This is a genomic window from Sandaracinaceae bacterium (assembly GCA_016706685.1).
Taxonomy (GTDB): Bacteria; Myxococcota_A; Polyangia; order Polyangiales; family Houyiibacteriaceae; genus JADJJE01.
On the sequence record JADJJE010000051.1, the window covers coordinates 153006 to 169991 of the forward strand.

14 protein-coding genes are annotated in these 16986 nt (G+C 69.6%); 12 read left to right on the plus strand and 2 right to left on the minus strand.

From position 1 onward, the window contains the following. Positions 1-224 precede the first annotated feature (224 nt). The 3 genes from IPI43_31270 (at position 225) to IPI43_31280 (ending at position 5077) form a co-directional block, all read left to right on the plus strand. The gene (locus IPI43_31270) at positions 225-2576 is read left to right on the plus strand and encodes a glycosyltransferase family 2 protein (GenBank protein ID MBK7778545.1); all 2352 of its coding nucleotides are present in this window, start codon (positions 225-227) and stop codon (positions 2574-2576) included. Further along, positions 2545-3705 carry a glycosyltransferase gene (locus IPI43_31275; GenBank protein MBK7778546.1) on the plus strand — a complete coding sequence of 387 codons (1161 nt, stop codon included), beginning with the start codon at positions 2545-2547 and terminating at the stop codon, positions 3703-3705. The genes IPI43_31270 and IPI43_31275 overlap by 32 nt, the downstream gene beginning before the upstream one ends. A gap of 133 nt (positions 3706-3838) precedes the next feature. Beyond that, complete coding sequence (locus IPI43_31280) at positions 3839-5077, plus strand: trypsin-like peptidase domain-containing protein (GenBank protein MBK7778547.1); 1239 nt, start codon at positions 3839-3841, stop codon at positions 5075-5077. Here the strand turns inward: IPI43_31280 and IPI43_31285 are convergent. Then, positions 5035-7086 (minus strand): serine protein kinase, encoded by a 2052-nt coding sequence (locus tag IPI43_31285; protein MBK7778548.1) that lies wholly within the window; start codon positions 7084-7086, stop codon positions 5035-5037. The genes IPI43_31280 and IPI43_31285 overlap by 43 nt on opposite strands. 319 nt (positions 7087-7405) lie before the next feature. Between IPI43_31285 and IPI43_31290 the strand changes: the two genes are divergently transcribed. The 4 genes from IPI43_31290 to IPI43_31305 all read left to right on the plus strand — a co-directional run bounded on the left by IPI43_31290 (position 7406) and on the right by IPI43_31305 (position 10247). Then, a complete protein-coding gene (locus tag IPI43_31290) occupies positions 7406-8068 on the plus strand; it encodes a hypothetical protein (protein ID MBK7778549.1) in 663 nt (220 codons plus the stop codon). A gap of 144 nt (positions 8069-8212) precedes the next feature. Further along, entirely contained in the window at positions 8213-8422 is a 210-nt protein-coding gene (locus IPI43_31295) for a hypothetical protein (GenBank protein ID MBK7778550.1), read from the plus strand. A gap of 34 nt (positions 8423-8456) precedes the next feature. Further along, a complete protein-coding gene (locus IPI43_31300; GenBank protein MBK7778551.1) occupies positions 8457-9374 on the plus strand; it encodes a hypothetical protein in 918 nt (305 codons plus the stop codon). Between the two features lie 27 nt (positions 9375-9401). Further along, positions 9402-10247, plus strand: coding sequence for a hypothetical protein (locus IPI43_31305; protein ID MBK7778552.1), 846 nt, complete (start codon positions 9402-9404; stop codon positions 10245-10247). A 27-nt stretch (positions 10248-10274) separates the two neighbouring features. On the opposite strand, the gene IPI43_31310 is transcribed toward IPI43_31305, so the two are convergent. Then, positions 10275-10565, minus strand: a complete 291-nt coding sequence (locus IPI43_31310) for a hypothetical protein (GenBank protein MBK7778553.1) — start codon at positions 10563-10565, stop codon at positions 10275-10277. Between the two features lie 104 nt (positions 10566-10669). Between IPI43_31310 and IPI43_31315 the strand changes: the two genes are divergently transcribed. The 5 genes from IPI43_31315 to IPI43_31335 all read left to right on the plus strand — a co-directional run bounded on the left by IPI43_31315 (position 10670) and on the right by IPI43_31335 (position 16985). Beyond that, positions 10670-11677, plus strand: a complete 1008-nt coding sequence (locus IPI43_31315) for a metallophosphoesterase (GenBank protein MBK7778554.1) — start codon at positions 10670-10672, stop codon at positions 11675-11677. A gap of 50 nt (positions 11678-11727) precedes the next feature. After that, on the plus strand, positions 11728-12984 hold the full coding sequence (locus IPI43_31320; protein MBK7778555.1) for a sulfotransferase: 1257 nt from the start codon (positions 11728-11730) through the stop codon (positions 12982-12984). Positions 12985-13002: 18 nt separating this feature from the next. Then, complete coding sequence (locus tag IPI43_31325; protein ID MBK7778556.1) at positions 13003-13917, plus strand: hypothetical protein; 915 nt, start codon at positions 13003-13005, stop codon at positions 13915-13917. A gap of 102 nt (positions 13918-14019) precedes the next feature. Then, on the plus strand, positions 14020-15879 hold the full coding sequence (locus IPI43_31330) for a hypothetical protein (GenBank protein MBK7778557.1): 1860 nt from the start codon (positions 14020-14022) through the stop codon (positions 15877-15879). An 83-nt stretch (positions 15880-15962) separates the two neighbouring features. After that, complete coding sequence (locus tag IPI43_31335; protein MBK7778558.1) at positions 15963-16985, plus strand: VWA domain-containing protein; 1023 nt, start codon at positions 15963-15965, stop codon at positions 16983-16985. The last annotated feature ends 1 nt before the right edge of the window (position 16986 follow it).

Consider the following 16986-nt stretch of genomic DNA (forward strand, 5'->3'; position numbering starts at 1 on the left):
GGGCGGGTGCGGGGGGGTTTCCCCTACGATAGGAACTCGAAGGACGACCGCTTAGCATGCCGGGGGGGGAGGGACAATAGAAAGCAGGGACCGCGGGCGTGGCGGAGGGCAGCCTGGGTGCGCCTTGCGGGGACTCGCCGTGGAGCTATGTTCCGCCGCTGAGGCTTGGTGAAGGTTCCGAGTTGGCAATTCGAGACGGCGACGATGTGTTGAGTGGGCGAAGCGTGGCGAGGGCGATTGGCGATGCGGTCGCGCGGAGCGCCCTCGGGGTCGTCGAGTCGCACCGGAAGACGCTAGACCAAGCCCTCCCTGGAAACCTGAGGGGAGCCGCGCGGGTCGAGACCGCGCTCCGCGACCTCGCGGACGGGCGCTTCGAGTCGCTTTCCTCCGCCCCCGTATTGGCGTTCGCGCGCCCGGTGCTCAAGCCCGGCTTCTACTTCGTCTCGGCGCACGTGGAGACCGCCGCCACCCGCGGGCGAGTGACCTTCGAGTTCAGCGGCCTCGGCGAGGACGCCCCGGCCTACCGGTTCGGGCTCGCGACGCGCTCTCAGCACCCCGTCTTCCGGATCGTCCGAGTTCCCCCGGTCGAGACCGACGCGGGCTCCAGCGGATCCCGCTACTCGCTGCGTCTCTCGCCCACGGACGCCCCGGGCCCTTTCACGCTCCACTCGGTCCGTGTGGTGCCGGTGCCGGAGCGCTTCGCGGTCGCCCGAATGCGCCGCCGGATCGTCTCAGCCGGTGCCGCTCAGGGACGCTCGCTCAGCACGCTCCGGGCGGAGAGCGCGTCGCTAACAGGCGACGCGCTCTGGGCTCGCTATGACCGCACCTTCCCGCGCGGCGAGCGGCAGACCAGCTACGCCGGCTGGATCGCCGCGGTCGAGTCGCCCTTGATGGACGCCTACCTCAAAGAGGCCGACGTGACCCTCGCGCGCCTCGCGGCGGGGACCCCGTCGAAGCAGCGCCCTCGCGTCAGCGTCCTCGTCCCGGTCTGTGATCCGCGTCCCGAGGACCTCCGCGCGTGCCTCCGCTCCGCGCTGGACCAAGTCTACCCAGAGGTGGAGGTGTGTGTCGCGGACGACGCCTCCACGGATCCGGCCGTCCATGCCGTGCTGGATGAGCTCTCGGCGTTGGATGCCCGCCTCCGCGTGGTGCGACGGGCGACGCGTGGCCACCTCAGTGCAGCCACCAACGAGGCGCTCGCCATCGCGCGCGGCGAGCTGATCGCGCTCTTGGAGCATGACGACACGCTGGCGCCCGACGCCCTCCTCCACATGGTGGACGCGCTAGCCGAGGCGCCCGAGGCGATCTTCGCCTACAGCGACGAGGACGCGCTCGACGAGCGTGGCGAACGTTGCGACCCGCACTTCAAGCCGCAGTGGAACCCCGAGTACCTGCTGAGCGGGAACTACGTCGGGCACCTCGTCGTCGCGCGCACGGACGCGGTGCGCGCGCAGGGGGGGCTGCGGGTGGGATACGAAGGAAGCCAGAGCCACGATCTCTTGCTCCGGCTGACGGACGAAGCGCGGTCCGGTCAGGTGGTTCACGTCCCGCACGTGCTCTACCACGGGCGCCGAAGCGCGGCGTTCACCGCCGCAGGGACCGACACCAAGCCCAACGCAGCCGGGGCGGGCCTGCGGGCCGTAGCGGATGCCGCCGTCCGGCGCGGGATCGCTGCGGAGGTGCGCCACGTCGATGGGGTAGCGTTCGGCTATCGCCTCGTGCGTGCGCTCCCGGTGCCGCCTCCAAAGGTCAGCATCATAATGCCGACGCGTGACGGTGGCTCCGTGCTGGCCCGCGCGGTGGACGGCGTGCTCGCGGGAACGGACTACGCAAACCTCGAGCTGCTGCTCATCGACAACGGGAGCACGTGTGAGCAGACACTCGGTGTGCTCGCGCGTGCAGCGGAAGACCCTCGCGTCCAGGTGCTGCGAGACGACTCTCCCTTCAATTTCTCCGCGCTCAACAACCGCGCGGCGGCGAAGGCGCGGGGAGACGTGTTCGTCCTCTTGAACGACGACGTGGAGGTGCTGCCCGACCAAGCGGATTGGCTGCGCGAGCTCGCTTCGTACGCGCTGGTGCCCGAGATTGGCTGCGTCGGCGCCAAGCTCCTCTATCCGGACGGGACGGTACAGCACGGGGGCGTGATCCTTGGCATCGGCGGCGTGGCGAGACACGCGCACAAGCGCTTTCCCGCGGCTCACTGTGGGTACTTTGGGCGGCTCCAGCTCACGCACGCCCTGAGCGCCGTCACGGCCGCCTGTCTGGCTGTGCGCCGCGACGTCTGGGAAGCTATGGGCGGTCTCGACGAAGGTCTCGCCGTCGCCTTCAACGACGTGGATTTCTGTCTCCGGGTCCGGGAGGCTGGGTACCGAAACGTCTTCACCCCCCACGCGGTGCTGGTCCATCATGAGTCCGTTTCGCGCGGCTCCGACCACACACCTGCGCGTCGTGAGCGCTTCACGCGTGAGGTTCGCTTCATGGCCGAGCGCTGGGGGGACGCGCTCTTGCGCGACCCCTACTACTCTCGCCACCTGACCTTGGACCATGAAGATTTCGCGATCGCCCAGAGTGACTGACCGCCGCGGTGTCGCCCGCTCCGACGCGACCGGGCTGAATCGCGAGGGAGCGCTCGACGCCGTCTCCGACGGGACGGGCGAGGGGGTGCTGTTTTGGTACGGTGCGCCGCACGTCGCCGTCGCGCTGAACTCGCGCCGCTATCGCATCGACAACCGCCTCGAGCGCCTCCCCATGGCGCGCTCCTTCACCGGCCGCACGCTCCCGGACGAGGTGCTTGAGGGTATCCACACTGTCGTGTCGGTGCGTGCGTACGTGGATCGAAAAGCAGCGCGCCAGCTCGCCCAGCTGCGGGCTCGTGGCCTTCACCTCATAGCGGACTACGACGACCTGCTCTTCGCGTGCCCGCCGAGGGACTTCCCCGGCTACCACCAGACGCTGTTGAAGCGTCGCGTCGTCAAGAAGCTCGACACCTACCGGTGCGGCCTCACGCACTTTGACGCTTTCACCGCGTCCACCACCCCCATCGCGGAGGCGCTGCGCGCTGCGCGGCCTGACGCGCCCGTCGCGACGATCCCGAACCGACCCTCACCCGCGTGGTTCGCGCGCGGCTGGAGCCGCTTCGGCGACGACCGCTGGCAGCACGGAGGCCCCCTCGTGCTGCGCTACCTCCCTGGTTCCCCGAGCCATGATCACGACTTCGCGGTCATCGCCGACCCCATGGCGGAGTTCCTGCGGCGGCACGATGACGTGAACTTCGAGGTCGTCGGATACCTCCGCTTCGATTCCACACATTTCCCGAAAGGCCGGGTCCGGCATCTTGCGAAGGTGGACTACGAGGCCTTCGCCGGCGTTCTGGTCTCGACGTGGATCAACCTCGTCCCGCTCGCCCCCACCGTCTACAGTCAGGCTCGCTCCGCGCTCAAGATCCTCGAGGCGGCCGGGTTCGGTGTGCCGAGCATCGCCTCGCCCAGCGTCGACAACGCAAGCGTCGGCGGGCCATCGAGTCTCGTCACCTTCGCGCGGACGCCCACCGAGTGGTTGGACGCGCTCGAGGCCGCCTACGACGAGACGAGGAGCGCATCTGCTCCGGTGCGAGCGCCATTTCAGGCGCCCCCCTCGTGGGACGTCGTCGAACGGCGGGGCGACACCCCCCGGTGGGAGACTTCAAACAGTCCCTGGCGGGGGTGAGCACGGCGGCTGGAGGTACACAGTGCGTGCCATTCTGCATGCGAGAAACTGATCCGCTTGGGCTGTACGGTTGCGAGACCACCCGGCCCGCAACGACGGCGCCTCTCCCGGCGGCTATAGTGCTGCGGCCAAGATGTCCGACTCCCTTCGACGCCCCTTACCAGCCGCTCTCTCCTTGTTCGTGCTGGCGGCGTCGCTGTCCGCCTCGACCGACACCCGCGCGCAGGTTGGCAGCACCACCGCGCCACTGATCCAGGGCACCGCCTCGCTGGTGGAGGCCTACGACCCCGTGGCCCCGTCCGCGCTCGCCGCCGTGGTCATCGAGACCCAGGCAGCGCTGATGCTCACCAGCGCGCTCACCCTCACCGAGACCACGGCCGCGCTGAACCCCTCGCCCACGCTCAGCGAGCTGTGGCAGCTGTGCCCGGGGGAGCCCTTCGAGGAGCAGCCCACCGCCGCGTTCTGCTCGGGCACGCTGATTGCGCCGGACCTCTTGCTCACCGCCGAGCACTGCGTGCCCAACGAGCGCAGCTGCGACGCGCTCTCGGTGGTCTTCGACTACCGCTACACCAGCGCCGGCGTGCTGGCGCCGCTCGAGCGCGACGATGTGTACGCGTGCGACCGTATCCTGGCCTCGGACGGCGACGGCGACTACGCGCTCATTCGGCTGGACCGCCCCGTGGTGGGCCGAACCCCGGCGCAGCCGCGCTTCACGGACCCCAAGAGCTGCCTTGGAGTGGCCCCGGAAGATCGCGTGTGGGCGGCCGGGTTTCCCTCCGGCGTGCCGCTGAAGCTCGACCTCGGCGACGTCACGGCCGACCGGCCCGTGGGCGTGTGGGTGGACGACGCGAGCGTCACCAGCCGCCAGTTCTTCCGCGGCCGCTTCGATTTGTTCGCCGGCATGGATGGCGGCGGCGTGTTCAACTACGAGCTCGACGCCGCAGATGCTGGGGTAGTTGGCACCGTCGAGCTGGTGGGCTTCCTCTCGGCCGGGCGCGCGGACTACGCCCGCACCGACGACGGCTGCTTCGCGAACGTGCGCGTGAGCGACGACGGCAGCGAGCTGGCGGGGCACGTCATCCAGCCGCTGGTCGCGCTGTGCAACCGGCGCTCCGACTACCCCACGCTCTGCCCGGCCACGGTCAGCCGCTGCCCGCCGGGGGGGGACCTGGTCGTGGGCACGGATGCTGGCATGCGCGCCTTCCCGCCCTCCACCGGCTGCGGCTGCCGTGTGCCGGGCACAGCGGCCACCACCCACGGCGAGGATGGCAGGGGCCTGCTCCTCACGCTGGGGGCGCTGATGTTGGTGCTGCTGCGGGCCCGGCGGCGCTACTCGCGCACGTCGCCGCGCGCGAAGATACTGGCCACGTAGGCCAGCACGTCGGTCGCGCTCGCCTCGTTGTAGCCGTAGTACTTGATCAGACGGTTCTTGATGACGTCGATCTTGTCCTGCGTCTCCTTGTCGATGACGTTGGACACGAAGCTGCTGAGCTTGATGCTGTCCTTCTGGTCCTCGAACAGCTTCATCTCGAGCGCGCGCCGCAGACGGTCGTTGGTGTCGTACGTGAACTTCTTGCCCTCGAGCGCCAGGTGCCCGATGAAGTTCATGATCTCGCGCCGGAAGTCGTCTTTGCGCGCCTCGTTGATGTCGATCTTGCTCTCCACGGAGCGCATCAGGCGCTCGTCCGGTTCCTCGTCCTTGCCGGTGTACTTGTTCTTCACCTTCTGCTTCATCAAGTACGCGCGGATGTTGTCGATGTAGTTGGCGCAAAGCCGCGCGATGGCCTCTTCGTCGGCGCTGATGGCGCGCTGCACCTCGTTCTTCACGATCTCGTCGTACTCGGCCTTCACCACGCCAATCAGCTCGGCGTAGCCCTTGCGGGCGTCGTCGTTCACGATGAGCGACGCGCGCAGGCCCTTCTCGAGCTCGTTCAGGATCATGAACGGGTTGATGTAGCCCTCGCTGCCGTCGCGCACGAGCGCGTTGCTGATCTTGTCCTGCACGAAGCGCGGGCTCATGCCGTCGAGGCCCTCGCGCGTGGTCTCCTTGCGCAGCTCCTTCACGTTGTCCTGCGTATAGCCGGGCAGGATCTTCCCGTCGTAGAGCTTGGCCTTGGCCAGCAGCCCCAGCTCGTGCTTCTTGGGCTCCTCGAGGCGCGTGAGCACGGCCCACATGGCGGCCACTTCCAGCGTGTGCGGCGCCACGTGCTTGCCGCGCAGGCGCTCGGAGCTGAAGTCCTTCTGATAGATGCGGATCTCCTCGCTCATCTTGGTGATGTACGGGATGTCGATCTTGATGGTGCGGTCGCGCAGCGCCTCCATGAACTCGTTGTTCAGGAGCTTCTTGTACTCGGCCTCGTTGGTGTGGCCGATGATCACCTCGTCGATGTGCGTCTGCGCGAACTTCTTGGGCTTGATCATGTGCTCTTGGGTGGCCCCCAAGAGGTCGTACAGGAAGGCGACGTCCAGCTTCAGCACCTCCACGAACTCGATGATGCCGCGGTTGGCGACGTTGAACTCGCCGTCGAAGTTGAAGGCGCGCGGGTCCGAGTCCGAGCCGTACTCCGCGATCTTGCGGTAGTTGATGTCGCCCGTGAGCTCCGTGCTGTCCTGGTTCTTCTCGTCCTTGGGCTGGAACGTGCCGATGCCCACGCGGTCCTGCTCGCTGAGCAACAGGCGCTTCACGCGCACGTGCTGCTTGACCATGGCACCCCAGTCGCCCTTGTGACGGTCCAGCAGGTGCTTGAAGATGAAGCGCGACGCGGGGTTGAGGTCCCCCTTGATGTTGCGGTCGATGCGCGTGCGGTCGTCGCCCAGGTTCAGCTCGCGCGCGGCGTCGGCGCGCCACTCGGGCGGGATCAGGCGCAGCGGCTCCTCGTGCATGGGGCACGGGAACACGTCCTCGTCGCCGGCGATGCCCGTCTCCTTCAGGTTGATCCACTCGTAGGTGTAGAGCGCGCCCGCGGGCGTGCGCGAGTAGTGCTCGATGCCCTTCTTCAGCAGGCGCGCGATGGTGCTCTTGGACGAGCCCACCGGCCCATGCAGCAGGATGACGCGCCGCTCGGGGCCGTAGCCCTGGGCCGCGGCGCGCAGCACGTGCACCAGCCGCATGAGCGGGATGTCCAGCCCGAAGATGGCGTCCTTGCCCTTGTCGATGGGGTCCTGGAAGAACGGGTAGCGCACCAGGCGCTTCTTGTTGTCGAGGTACTCCTCCTCGCCGTACGACAGGATCATGTCGTAGGCGCGCTGGAACGCAGTGCGGGTGACCTCCGGCCGCTCGCGCACGATGCTCAGGTAGTCCTCGAAGGAGCCCTCCCAGTGAAGGTCCCTGTACCGGTCGTAGTCCTGAAGCGCGGCGATCCGCGAAACCATGTCGCTCATGAGCTCTGGCCTCCTGGGTTTTCCCCACACTACCAGCGCACGAAGGGAAGCGCACCGCTGTGTGTTCATCGTCGACGCCTCCCTACCGGCGACGCGCGACGGCCGGCGACGGACCTCAGCGCCCGCTCCTGCTGGCGCCCCGACCGGAAGCTCACAAATGCCGAGCCGCGCAACCCTCAACCGTCGTCCTGTTTGCATCCCTCGGCACGCCTCGCAACGTACTGGGGCAGCGCGCCGGCATCCCTGCGTGCCCCGAAGCTCGACCCGCCCCCTTCCAGCGCGCCCGCTCGGGAGTCTCGCGCCTCGCCGTCCAGGCCCCATGCCGCGCAGCTCACCTCGTTCTCCGGCGTCGACCTGGCGCATCGACTTCCCAGCGCGCGCGGGGTTCGCCCCAGGCAACCCCGGCCGCTTCGAGCGCTGCGCCGTGGCCTCCCGTCTCTCGGAGGATGAGCTGAGGCCGGTCCAGGTGGTGGTGGACGTCGGCGGGCCCCGCACCGTGGCGGTGACCTACGCAGAGCCGAGCGCGCTCCCTGGGGCCGCGTCCCTCGTGCGTTGCCTCCAGGCGGAGGTGTCGCGGGCGCTTCTGAGCTATCGCCGGTCCCCCCACCCTGTCAGGACGGGCGCGTTCACCGTGCAGCCCTTCGCCGCGCTGGACCTTCCTATGGAGCCCACGCCGTTGGCGGCCGCACGAGCCCTCACCCCAGGCGAAGTGGACGCACTCCTCGCCGAGCTGCGCGCGGCCCCGGATGACGCCACCCGGTTGGCGCGGATTGCCCAGCTGGAGCAGGCGCGCGTGGCCCTCCCGGCCACCACGGCGCGCGCGGTGCTGGCCACGTTCAGTCAGCCCGACGCGCTCACGGGGGGTCTGGTGTGCCGCGTCCTGACCGGCCGCGGCGCCTGCGCGCGGTCCAGGGCGCGCTGCCCGCCTATGAGCGCGCGCGGCTGCGAGGTCTCACCCGCGGGGCCTGCGGGGTGGACGTGATGCCGGCGGCGCAGGCCGATCCCACTCCGTATCCAGCCCGGCGACCCGTTGGGCCAGAACCCGGGGAACCCCAGCCACCCGGGCGACCCCCGGATTGGGCAGCCAACCCCAGCGCAGGCCGAGTGCACCACCCACGCGGACTGCGTGTTGGCCTGCCCCGTGCCCCCGGACTGCTGCCCCGCCACCTGCGGTTGCAGTCATGCGGTCCCCCGCAGCGAGGCCGCCGGCATCGCCGCCGCTTGCCAGGGGGTGCGCAACCGCGAGTGCCCGGCCATGGGCTGTGCGCGCCAGGAGTTCCACGCCATCTGCCGTGCTGGGCAGTGCCGCGCCGAGCGTGGCATGGGAATGTTCTGAGCCACCGCGCGAGCGGCATGGTAGGTTGCCGTTCATGGTGGAAGCGGAATTGCGGTTGAGGCCCCGGCGCCCCGAGCAGCAACGACACACAGCGGTGCGCGCCGCCCTGCGCTGGGGAGTGCTGGCTGCGCTCGTCGGCCTCACACTGGGTCTCCCAGCTGGGGCCAGCGCGTTCATCGCGGAGGAAGAGCAAGAGGCGCCCGACACGCAGCCGTCCGCGCCGCCCCTCGCCACCACGCCGGCCCCCGCCCCCGCGCCAGCACCAGCCCCCACTCCGCCGCCGCCCCAGCCGCGCACCACTCCGCCGCCCAGCACCACGGCCAGTCCGTCCACGGCGCAGCAGTCCACGGCGGGGCCCACGGAGAGCGCCCTCGACGAGGACGAGACCACCGACGATGGGGTCGGCCGCCACAACCGGCGGCGCTTCTTCTACCTCGAGGCCTCGGCCGGTTACTCCTGGGTCAAGCTCGGCCTCATCCGGGAAAACAACCTGGTCCCGGATGTCGAGCGCTTGAACGACACGGGCTACGCCATCGAGGGCGGCGCCGGCTTCTTCGTCTCGTTCATCACCCTCGGCATCCAGGCGGAGGTCGCCATGCACAGCAACTTCAACCTGGGCACGGTGCTGTTGGACCTGGGCATTCGCCTCCCCACCAAGCACCTCGAGCCCTACTTCCGCTTCGGCATCGGCTACGCCTGGCTCTTCAACAGCAACCTGATCCCCGGTGTGAACGAGACCATCCGCGGCGTGGCTGCCAACCTGGGTATTGGCTTCGACTATATGGTCTCTCCGCTCTTCGCCATCGGCGTGGGCGGTGATGCCACGCTCTTCAACGTGCGTCGCTCCGGTGTGAATGGCGTACCCGCCATCACCGACATCGACATTTCGGAGGAGGGCGACGCCATCGGTCTCCAGATCAGCGCGCTGGTGCAGCTCAGCCTGCACTTCTGAGGCTTCGTGTCAGGTTTCTCGAATCGTGTGATCTCGCCGCTGATGCGCGCAGGCGCAGGCGCAGCGGCGTGCCTCGGGCTCGCGGTCGGCACCCACGGTTGCGGCCTGCTGCAGGACACGGACACCCTGAACGGTGAGCCGCCCGTCATTCTCGAGGCTGGGCACCTGCCCGAGCTGCTGCGCTTCGCGGAGCTCTCGTCCACCACGCCCGAGCGCGTGCAGGCCGAGTTCCGCGCCCATCACCTCTACGTGGTGAGCACCGTGGGGCAGGAGCGGCAGGTGACCGAGCTGGGCGCGAACACCGGCCGGCCGTACGCGAGCGTGAGCGTCACCCGGCGCGAGAGCGGAGGCGTGCCCGTGGGGCCGCTGGGCGACGAGCTCAGCCTCACCTTCGAGTTCACCAGCTTCGACGAGGACGGAGACGGGCCGCTGCGGCTGTTCGCCGTGCGCGTGACACAGCCCCTTCGCGCCCCGAGCGTCTGCCAGGCCGCGAGCGAGCTGGCCGTGCGTGAGGGCCTCGACGGCTGCCACGCCGACAGCATCTACACCGCAGCCGCGCCAGACGCCGAGGGCTACTTCCACGCCTGCGTCTACGACGAGGACGACCTGCCCGTGGAGGTGCGCTGCGCCCCCAGCCCGGCGGGCGACATGCGCGTGCTCACCGTGACTGCCACGCTGGGCCGCATGGGCGAGGTGGGTGAGATCACGGGCAGAGCGGTCGAGCCCACGCGCGTGACGGAGGTGCCCGCGAGCACGGAGGTGGGACCATCGAGTCCGGTGGTGGAACCCGTGAGCCCGGAGGTGGAGCCCGCGAGTCCTGCCGAGCCTGCGGGTCCCATCGAGCCCCAGAGTCTACCCGTGGAGCCGCAGTAGTCCCCGCTTTCACGGGCGGAGGGAGCTTCAGTCCTGCAGCATCATGCGCACGTGCACCGGCACGGCCGTGTCCGGCAGCTTCAGCTCGCGCACGATGTTGGCAATCAGCAGGCGTTCCTGCGTGGTGATCTTTCCGTCGGCCATCGCCTCGGCGAACTTGGCCTCGAGGAAGCGGGTGAACACCTGCTGCACGTCGGCCTCGGACAGCACGCTGTGCTCCCGGTACGCCTTCAACGACTTGTGCTCGGCCACCTCTACGATGCCGTCGGCAAAGATGGACGCGAGCAGCTTGGCGAGCTCCGCCTTGGGTTCCGTCATGCTGCCGTCATACCACCATGACGGGGTCGCTCGCAGCACCGAAATGCATCTCGGCGCGGTGCCCCGTGTGGCACGCCGCACGCGTGGCAGGCAGACTGCCGGCGATGAGAACGCTCATGCTGGCGTTGGTGCTCGGCCTGCTCGCCGGGTGCGACGATGAGGGGGTCGACGACGGCTACGTGCGGCTGGTGCTGCTGCCCGACACGCAGTGCTACACGCGCTTCGCGCCCGAGGTGATGGAGGCGCAGGCGCGCTTCATCGAGCGCCAGCAGGAGCGCATGAACATCGTGCACGTGGCGCACCTGGGCGACATCACGGACCTCGGCACCGAGGAGGAGTGGCAGCGCGCCCGCAGCGCCCTGCTGCCGCTGTTCGGGAGCGTGTCCATGACGCTGGTGAGCGGCAACCACGACCTCGGTGAGAACGGCAGCGCCAACACGCGGGCATCGCGCATGGACAGCACCTTCGCCCCAGCCGAGCTCATGGTGAGCGACACGTTCGATGGGGGTGTGCAGAACAGCTTCACGCTGGTGGAGGACAGGCTGCTGGTGCTGGGCCTCGAGTTCGCGCCGCGCGCCGCCGTGGTGGAGTGGGCCAGCGGCGTGCTCGCCGCCCACCCGGAGCGGGCCGCCATCGTGGTGACGCATGCCTATCTGGGTCCGGATGGTGAGCGCTACGACCACCTCGGGGACGCCCCGCAAGACTTCAGCCCCTACCAATATGGTGTGGCCAGCGGCGGCGACGTGCACGACGGCGAGGAGCTCTGGCAAGCGCTCATCAGCCAGCACGAGAACGTGGTCATGGTGGTCTCGGGCCACGTGCCGCAGGGCTTCGAAGTGCTGCTCAGCGAGGGCGCGGGCGGCCACGAGGTGGTGCAGCTGATGGCGGACTACCAGCGGGGCACGGCCTGTGACCCCAACGGCACCGATGGCCAAGGCTACTTGTTGCTGCTCGAGCTGCCCGAAGACGGCGTGGGCGACATCCGGGTGCGCTCGTACTCGCCGTTTCGAGAGCGCTGGCATCCGGACCACCACGCGATGTTCGCCGACTGGGGGCCCCGCTTCCAGCAAGTGGGATCACGCTTGATGGCGGACCTCGGACTGACCCCCTGAGCTAGCGACCTCTTGACCACCAGGCTAAAGGCTAATAGCCTGTAGCCGTCATGCGCGAGACCTCCACCGACTACCAGCACCCCTTCCGTCCGCCGCCTGTCGCCGCGCTCAACCGCTTGGCTGCCATGCTGGGCCGCGATGATGGACGCCTCGACGCCCACGCCATGGTGCGCGGCGCCGAGAAGGCCACCGGCCTGTCCGACTTCGGGCCCGAATTCGACATCAGGCCGCTCGAGAAGCTGTGTGAGAGCGTGGCGGCCGAGGCGCACCTCACGCCCGTGGGCTTGGCCATCACGCGCGGCCGGCTGACCGCCATCCTGCAGAACCGCCTGCGCGCCGAGGCGCTCTTCGCGCAGCACCCCGAGATCCTGCGGTACGAGCCGAAGGCGCCCATCATCATCGCGGGCTTGCAGCGCACCGGCACCACCATGCTTCATCGCCTGCTTTCAGCCGACCCGCACCTGCGCGCGCTGGCGGGCTACGAGGTGCTGGACCCGGTGCCGCCGTCAGAGCGCCGCACCAAGCTGCTGGGGCGAGACCCGCGCTTGCTGCAGGCCAAGCTGGCCGAGCGCGCGCTCGCGTATCTGGCGCCGGACTTCTTCGCCATCCACCCGGTGGAGGCCGAGTCGCCCGAAGAAGAGGTCATGCTGCTGGACTACACGTTCCTGAGCACCGTACCCGAGGCCACCCTGCGTGTGCCCAGCTTCTCGAGCTGGCTCGAGGACCAGGACCAGGGCCCCGCCTACCGCTACCTGCGCCGGCTGCTCAAGCTGTTGGCGTGGAAACAGGAGGGCCGCCGGTTCGTGCTGAAGACGCCGCACCACCTCGAGTGGTTCGACACGTTGCTGGAAGTGTTCCCGGACGCGAAGATCGTGCAGACGCACCGCGACCCGCTGCAGACCACCGCGTCGTTCTGCAGCATGGTCACGCACGGCCGCGGGGTGTTCAGCGACCAGGTGGACCCGCTCGAGGTGGGGCGCGACTGGACCAACAAGGTGGTGCGCATGATCACGCGCGCGACCGAGGCGCGTGAGCGCCACGACGCCTCGCACTTCCTGGACGTGTCCTACTACGACCTGATGAGGGATCCGCTGGTGCAGATGGAGCGCATCTACGCGTTCGCCGGCCAGCCCTTCGACGCGTCCACGCGTGCGGGCATCGAGGCCTCCCACGAGAGCAGCCCGCAGCATCGCTATGGCAAGCACGTGTACAAGCTCGAGAGCTTCGGGCTCGAGGCCGAGGCGCTGAACGCGCGCTTCGCGACGTACCGCGAACGCTTCCAGATCCCGCGCGAAGACCGGCGCTAGCGGCTACGCTCCCGAGCGATGTGCAGCGAGCCCCCGTGCCAGAACGGCTTCTTGGTTCCCCTCGGTGACTCCGTGCGCATGCCAGAGAACGCCCCGGGGCTCTGGTGGCGTGCCACCCGCGATGGGGATGCGGCCAACGGCGAGAGCGTGCTGGTGACACTGGTGGGCAGCCCCGGCGTGCCGGCCCGTGACCTGGACGTCTCGCGCAGCTGGGTGGCCCCGCGCATGGTCGAGGGCGAGGCCCAGCCGGGGGGGGTGCTGCTGGCGGTGCCGCTGGTGGCCGGGCAGCACCTGCACGTGGAGGCCAGCGACGCATGCGCCATTGGGGGGCGCGCGCCCTTCATCGCCAGCGTGGCCATCACGCCGAGCGTCCCCATTCCCACGCGTCTCGGGAGCCTGACCGCGACTGCGCCCGTTCAGGGTCCCCTCACCATTGCGAGCGACGGCGGTGGCTGCAGCCGCGAGGCCCAGGCGGTGCACGTGGACGTGGCGCTCACGCTGGACGCCGCGGCCCAGCCCTGGGCCGACCTGCTGCTCTACGAGACCCGCGTGGACGGGGTGCGCTACGTGGCCGCCGAGAGCGCCATCCATGGGCCACCACCCCACGTGAGCTGGGTGGGTCGCGGGCGCGACCGCATCTTTGCGCTGTGCGAAGGCACGTCAGCCACAGGGGATGAGTCCGCTGGGCTCTCGCCAGGGCTACACGAGGTGCGGCTCGTCGCGCGGCTCCCGGGCAGCGACGCTCGTATCGTTTCAGATAACCTCCGCGTGGAGTTGGTGTGCCCCAGTGTGCCAGGCGATGGCGACGCGGCCGATGAGCTCTACGACGCGGTCTCGTTCCAGACCGGCGCGGTGGTGGTGGCCGCGCAGCTGGCGCTGCTTCTGTACATCATGATGACACGCAGCCGCCGCCGCGGGCGCCCGCCGAAGTAGCCCATGTGACACCGCGTGCCTAAGGTGCCCCGCCGGAGTATCCCTGATACGGTGACCGTTCGCTCTTCGCGCCGCAGGACGCCGGCAGGACGGACACTCAGGATGACATGGAACAAGTTGCTGGCGGCTACGCTGGCTCTCGCGTGCTTTGGGACCACCCCGGTCTCGGCCCAGACCACCTTGGTCGGTGACCTCGGAGGCGCCGCGGGCTACGGCACCAACTGCATGTCGCCCAACGATGACGGCTCGTCCAACGCCATCAACATCAGCGACGCGTTCCCCGCGGGGCTGCAGTTCTTCACGCAGACGCACAGCCAGATCTTCGTGAACACCAACGGCAACATCACGTTCGGTGCGGCGCTCCCCCAGTACTCGCCCAACGCCTTCCCGGTGGCCGACCGCCCCATGATCGCGCCGTACTGGGCCGACGTGGACATCCGCACCATCCGCACGCCCTCGTGCACCAGCATCTCGTCTTCGACGTGCAACAGCAACAGCAACAGCGGACGCCGCTGCGAGCAGCCCTTCTTCACGGGCGCCCCCGGCAACGGCACATGTCTGAACCCCGTGGACAACGGCGTGTGGTGGCACACCGAGCCGGGCCGCATCGTGGTCACGTGGGACCAGGTCAACTACTTCTTCTGTCGCGATGATCACAAGATGAGCTTCCAGCTCATCCTCAGCGAGCCCGAGGGCTGCTCCACCGCCGGCGACTTCGACGTCGAGTTTCGCTTCGAGACCTGCGGCTGGAACACGGGCGTCGCCAGCGGGGGCGGTGCCGATGGTCTGCCGCGCCGCCGCTTGTGCAACGCCGGCGAAGCACCCAACAACAACCTGAGCTTCAGCTGCAGCGAGGCCACCACGGGCTGCTGCGCCCAGCCCGCGCAGGCGGGCTTCGACGCGGGCAACACGGTGGACTTCGTGGAGATCATGGGCTCGCGCACCGCCACCATCCACAACACCATGTGCCAGCAGTCCAACGTGGGCGAGGCCGGCGTGTGGCGCTTCCAGATCCGCGCTGGCGTGGTGCAGTGCCCGAACGCCGGCCAGCCCTGCGACACCGGCATGGAGGGCATCTGCTCCCAGGGCATCGTGTCGTGCGTGGGCGTGCAGGCCGAGGAGTGCAACCCCGTGCTCACCGCCTCGCCGGACCTGTGCGACGCGCTCGACAACGACTGCGACGGCTCCGTGGACGAGAACACCATGACGCAGCGCCCGTGCGAGCCCGGCCTGGTCTGTGACCGTGGCCAGTGCGTGGGTGACTGCGGCGAGTTCGGCTGTCCCGGCGCCCAGCTGTGCACGGACGACGGTCTGTGTGTGGACCCGGGCTGTCAGACGGTCATGTGCCCGGACGGCCAGCGCTGCGTGGGCGGCGGCTGCGTCAACGCTTGTACCGGGGTGGTCTGCCCCTTCGGTCAGTCGTGCTTCTCGGGCGTCTGCGTGGACGTCTGTGACACGGTGGTGTGCGACGCCGAGTGCCAGGTGTGCGACGCAGGGGCGTGCCAGACGCGCTGCGACCTCACACCCTGCGGCGCCGGCGAGACGTGCCTCGCGGACGGTCGCTGCGTGGTGGATGCGTGCGCCAGCGTCACGTGCAACACCGGCACCCACTGCGATGCTGGGGCGTGCGTGGACGACTGTCAGGGCGCGAGCTGCCCCGGCAGCCAGGTGTGCATGGCCGGCGAGTGCGTGCCGGACACCAGCGGCGGCGGTGACATGGGCACCGGTGGTGTCGACATGGGCACCAGCGGCGGCGACAGCGGCACCGGCACCGGCGACAGCGGCACCATCGCGGACGGCGGCAACGCGGATGGCGGTGGGCGCGTCCCGCCCAGCTCCTCGGGCTGTGGCTGCAGCGTCCCGGACCGCGCAGGGGAGCCCCACGCGGCGGGTGCGCTGATGCTACTCTTCGGTGTGCTCTGGCGCCGCGGTCGGCGTCGGGAAGCTCGTCGAAAGGGCTGAGTCTGCGCCACGTCCATTCCCCCGCTGCGGCTCTCGGGCTCGCGCTCGCCGTCCTCGTAACGGTGGCGACGGGGGCGGGGGCCATGACGGGTTGCGTGGTGGAGGCGCCGCCTCCTCCGGGCGCGGCGCCGGACCTCGGGACGGACAACGGCCTCGTCGTGGACCCGAACGCCTGCGAGGTGGTCTCGGTCGAGGCCACGCGCGAGGCGCCCTCGGTGCTGGTGCTGCTGGACCGCTCGGGCAGCATGTACGTGCCCCCGCTCGACCGCTGGACGCCCGCCGTGTCGGCCATCAATCAGGTGGTGAGCACGCACGAGGGCGGCATCGCCTTTGGGCTCGGCATCTTCGGTGAGGGCTATGGCTGCGGCAGCGGGCGCGTGCGCATACCCCCCGGGCCGGGCACGGCCGCGGACATCGCCAGCCAGCTGAGCGGCGACCCGGCCATGGTGACGGGGGGCGGGACCCCCACGGCCGCCATGCTGGAGCTCGCCGCGCGGTACTACGCCACCCGCGGCGGCGACGGCCCGCGTTACGTGGTGCTGGTCACGGACGGCGCCCCCAACTGCAACGCGCTCCAGTCCGGGCGCACGCGCTGCATCTGCACCCTCACGGACTGCGAGAGCACGCCCAGCCCCTGGCTGGGTTGCCTGGACGACCGCAACACCATCGACGCGGTGGGAGCCCTGGCCGCTGCGGGCATCCCCACCTGGGTCATCGGCTACGACACGCCCGAGCTGGCCAACACGCTCGATGCGATGGCGCTCGCCGGGGGCACCGGGCGGAGCACCTACATCCCCGTGGAAGATCAGGCCACGCTCTCGGCGGCCCTCGACGGCATCGCCGCCGAGCTGGTCAGCTGCGCGTTCACGCTGTCGGCGGCTCCTGGCGACCCATCCTACGTGCGCGTCCTGCTAGACGGCGCCGCGGTGCCGCATGGCTCGCAGATGCCGGCGAGCGGGAGCCTCGACCCCGCCATCACCGGCACGTTCGTCATCGAGGGTGGCAACCGCGTCCGCCTCGAGGGCGCCGCCTGCGAGCGCCTCCAAGACGGCCAGCCCCACGACCTCACCATCACGCGGGAGTGCGAGCCCGTCATCTTCGAGTAGG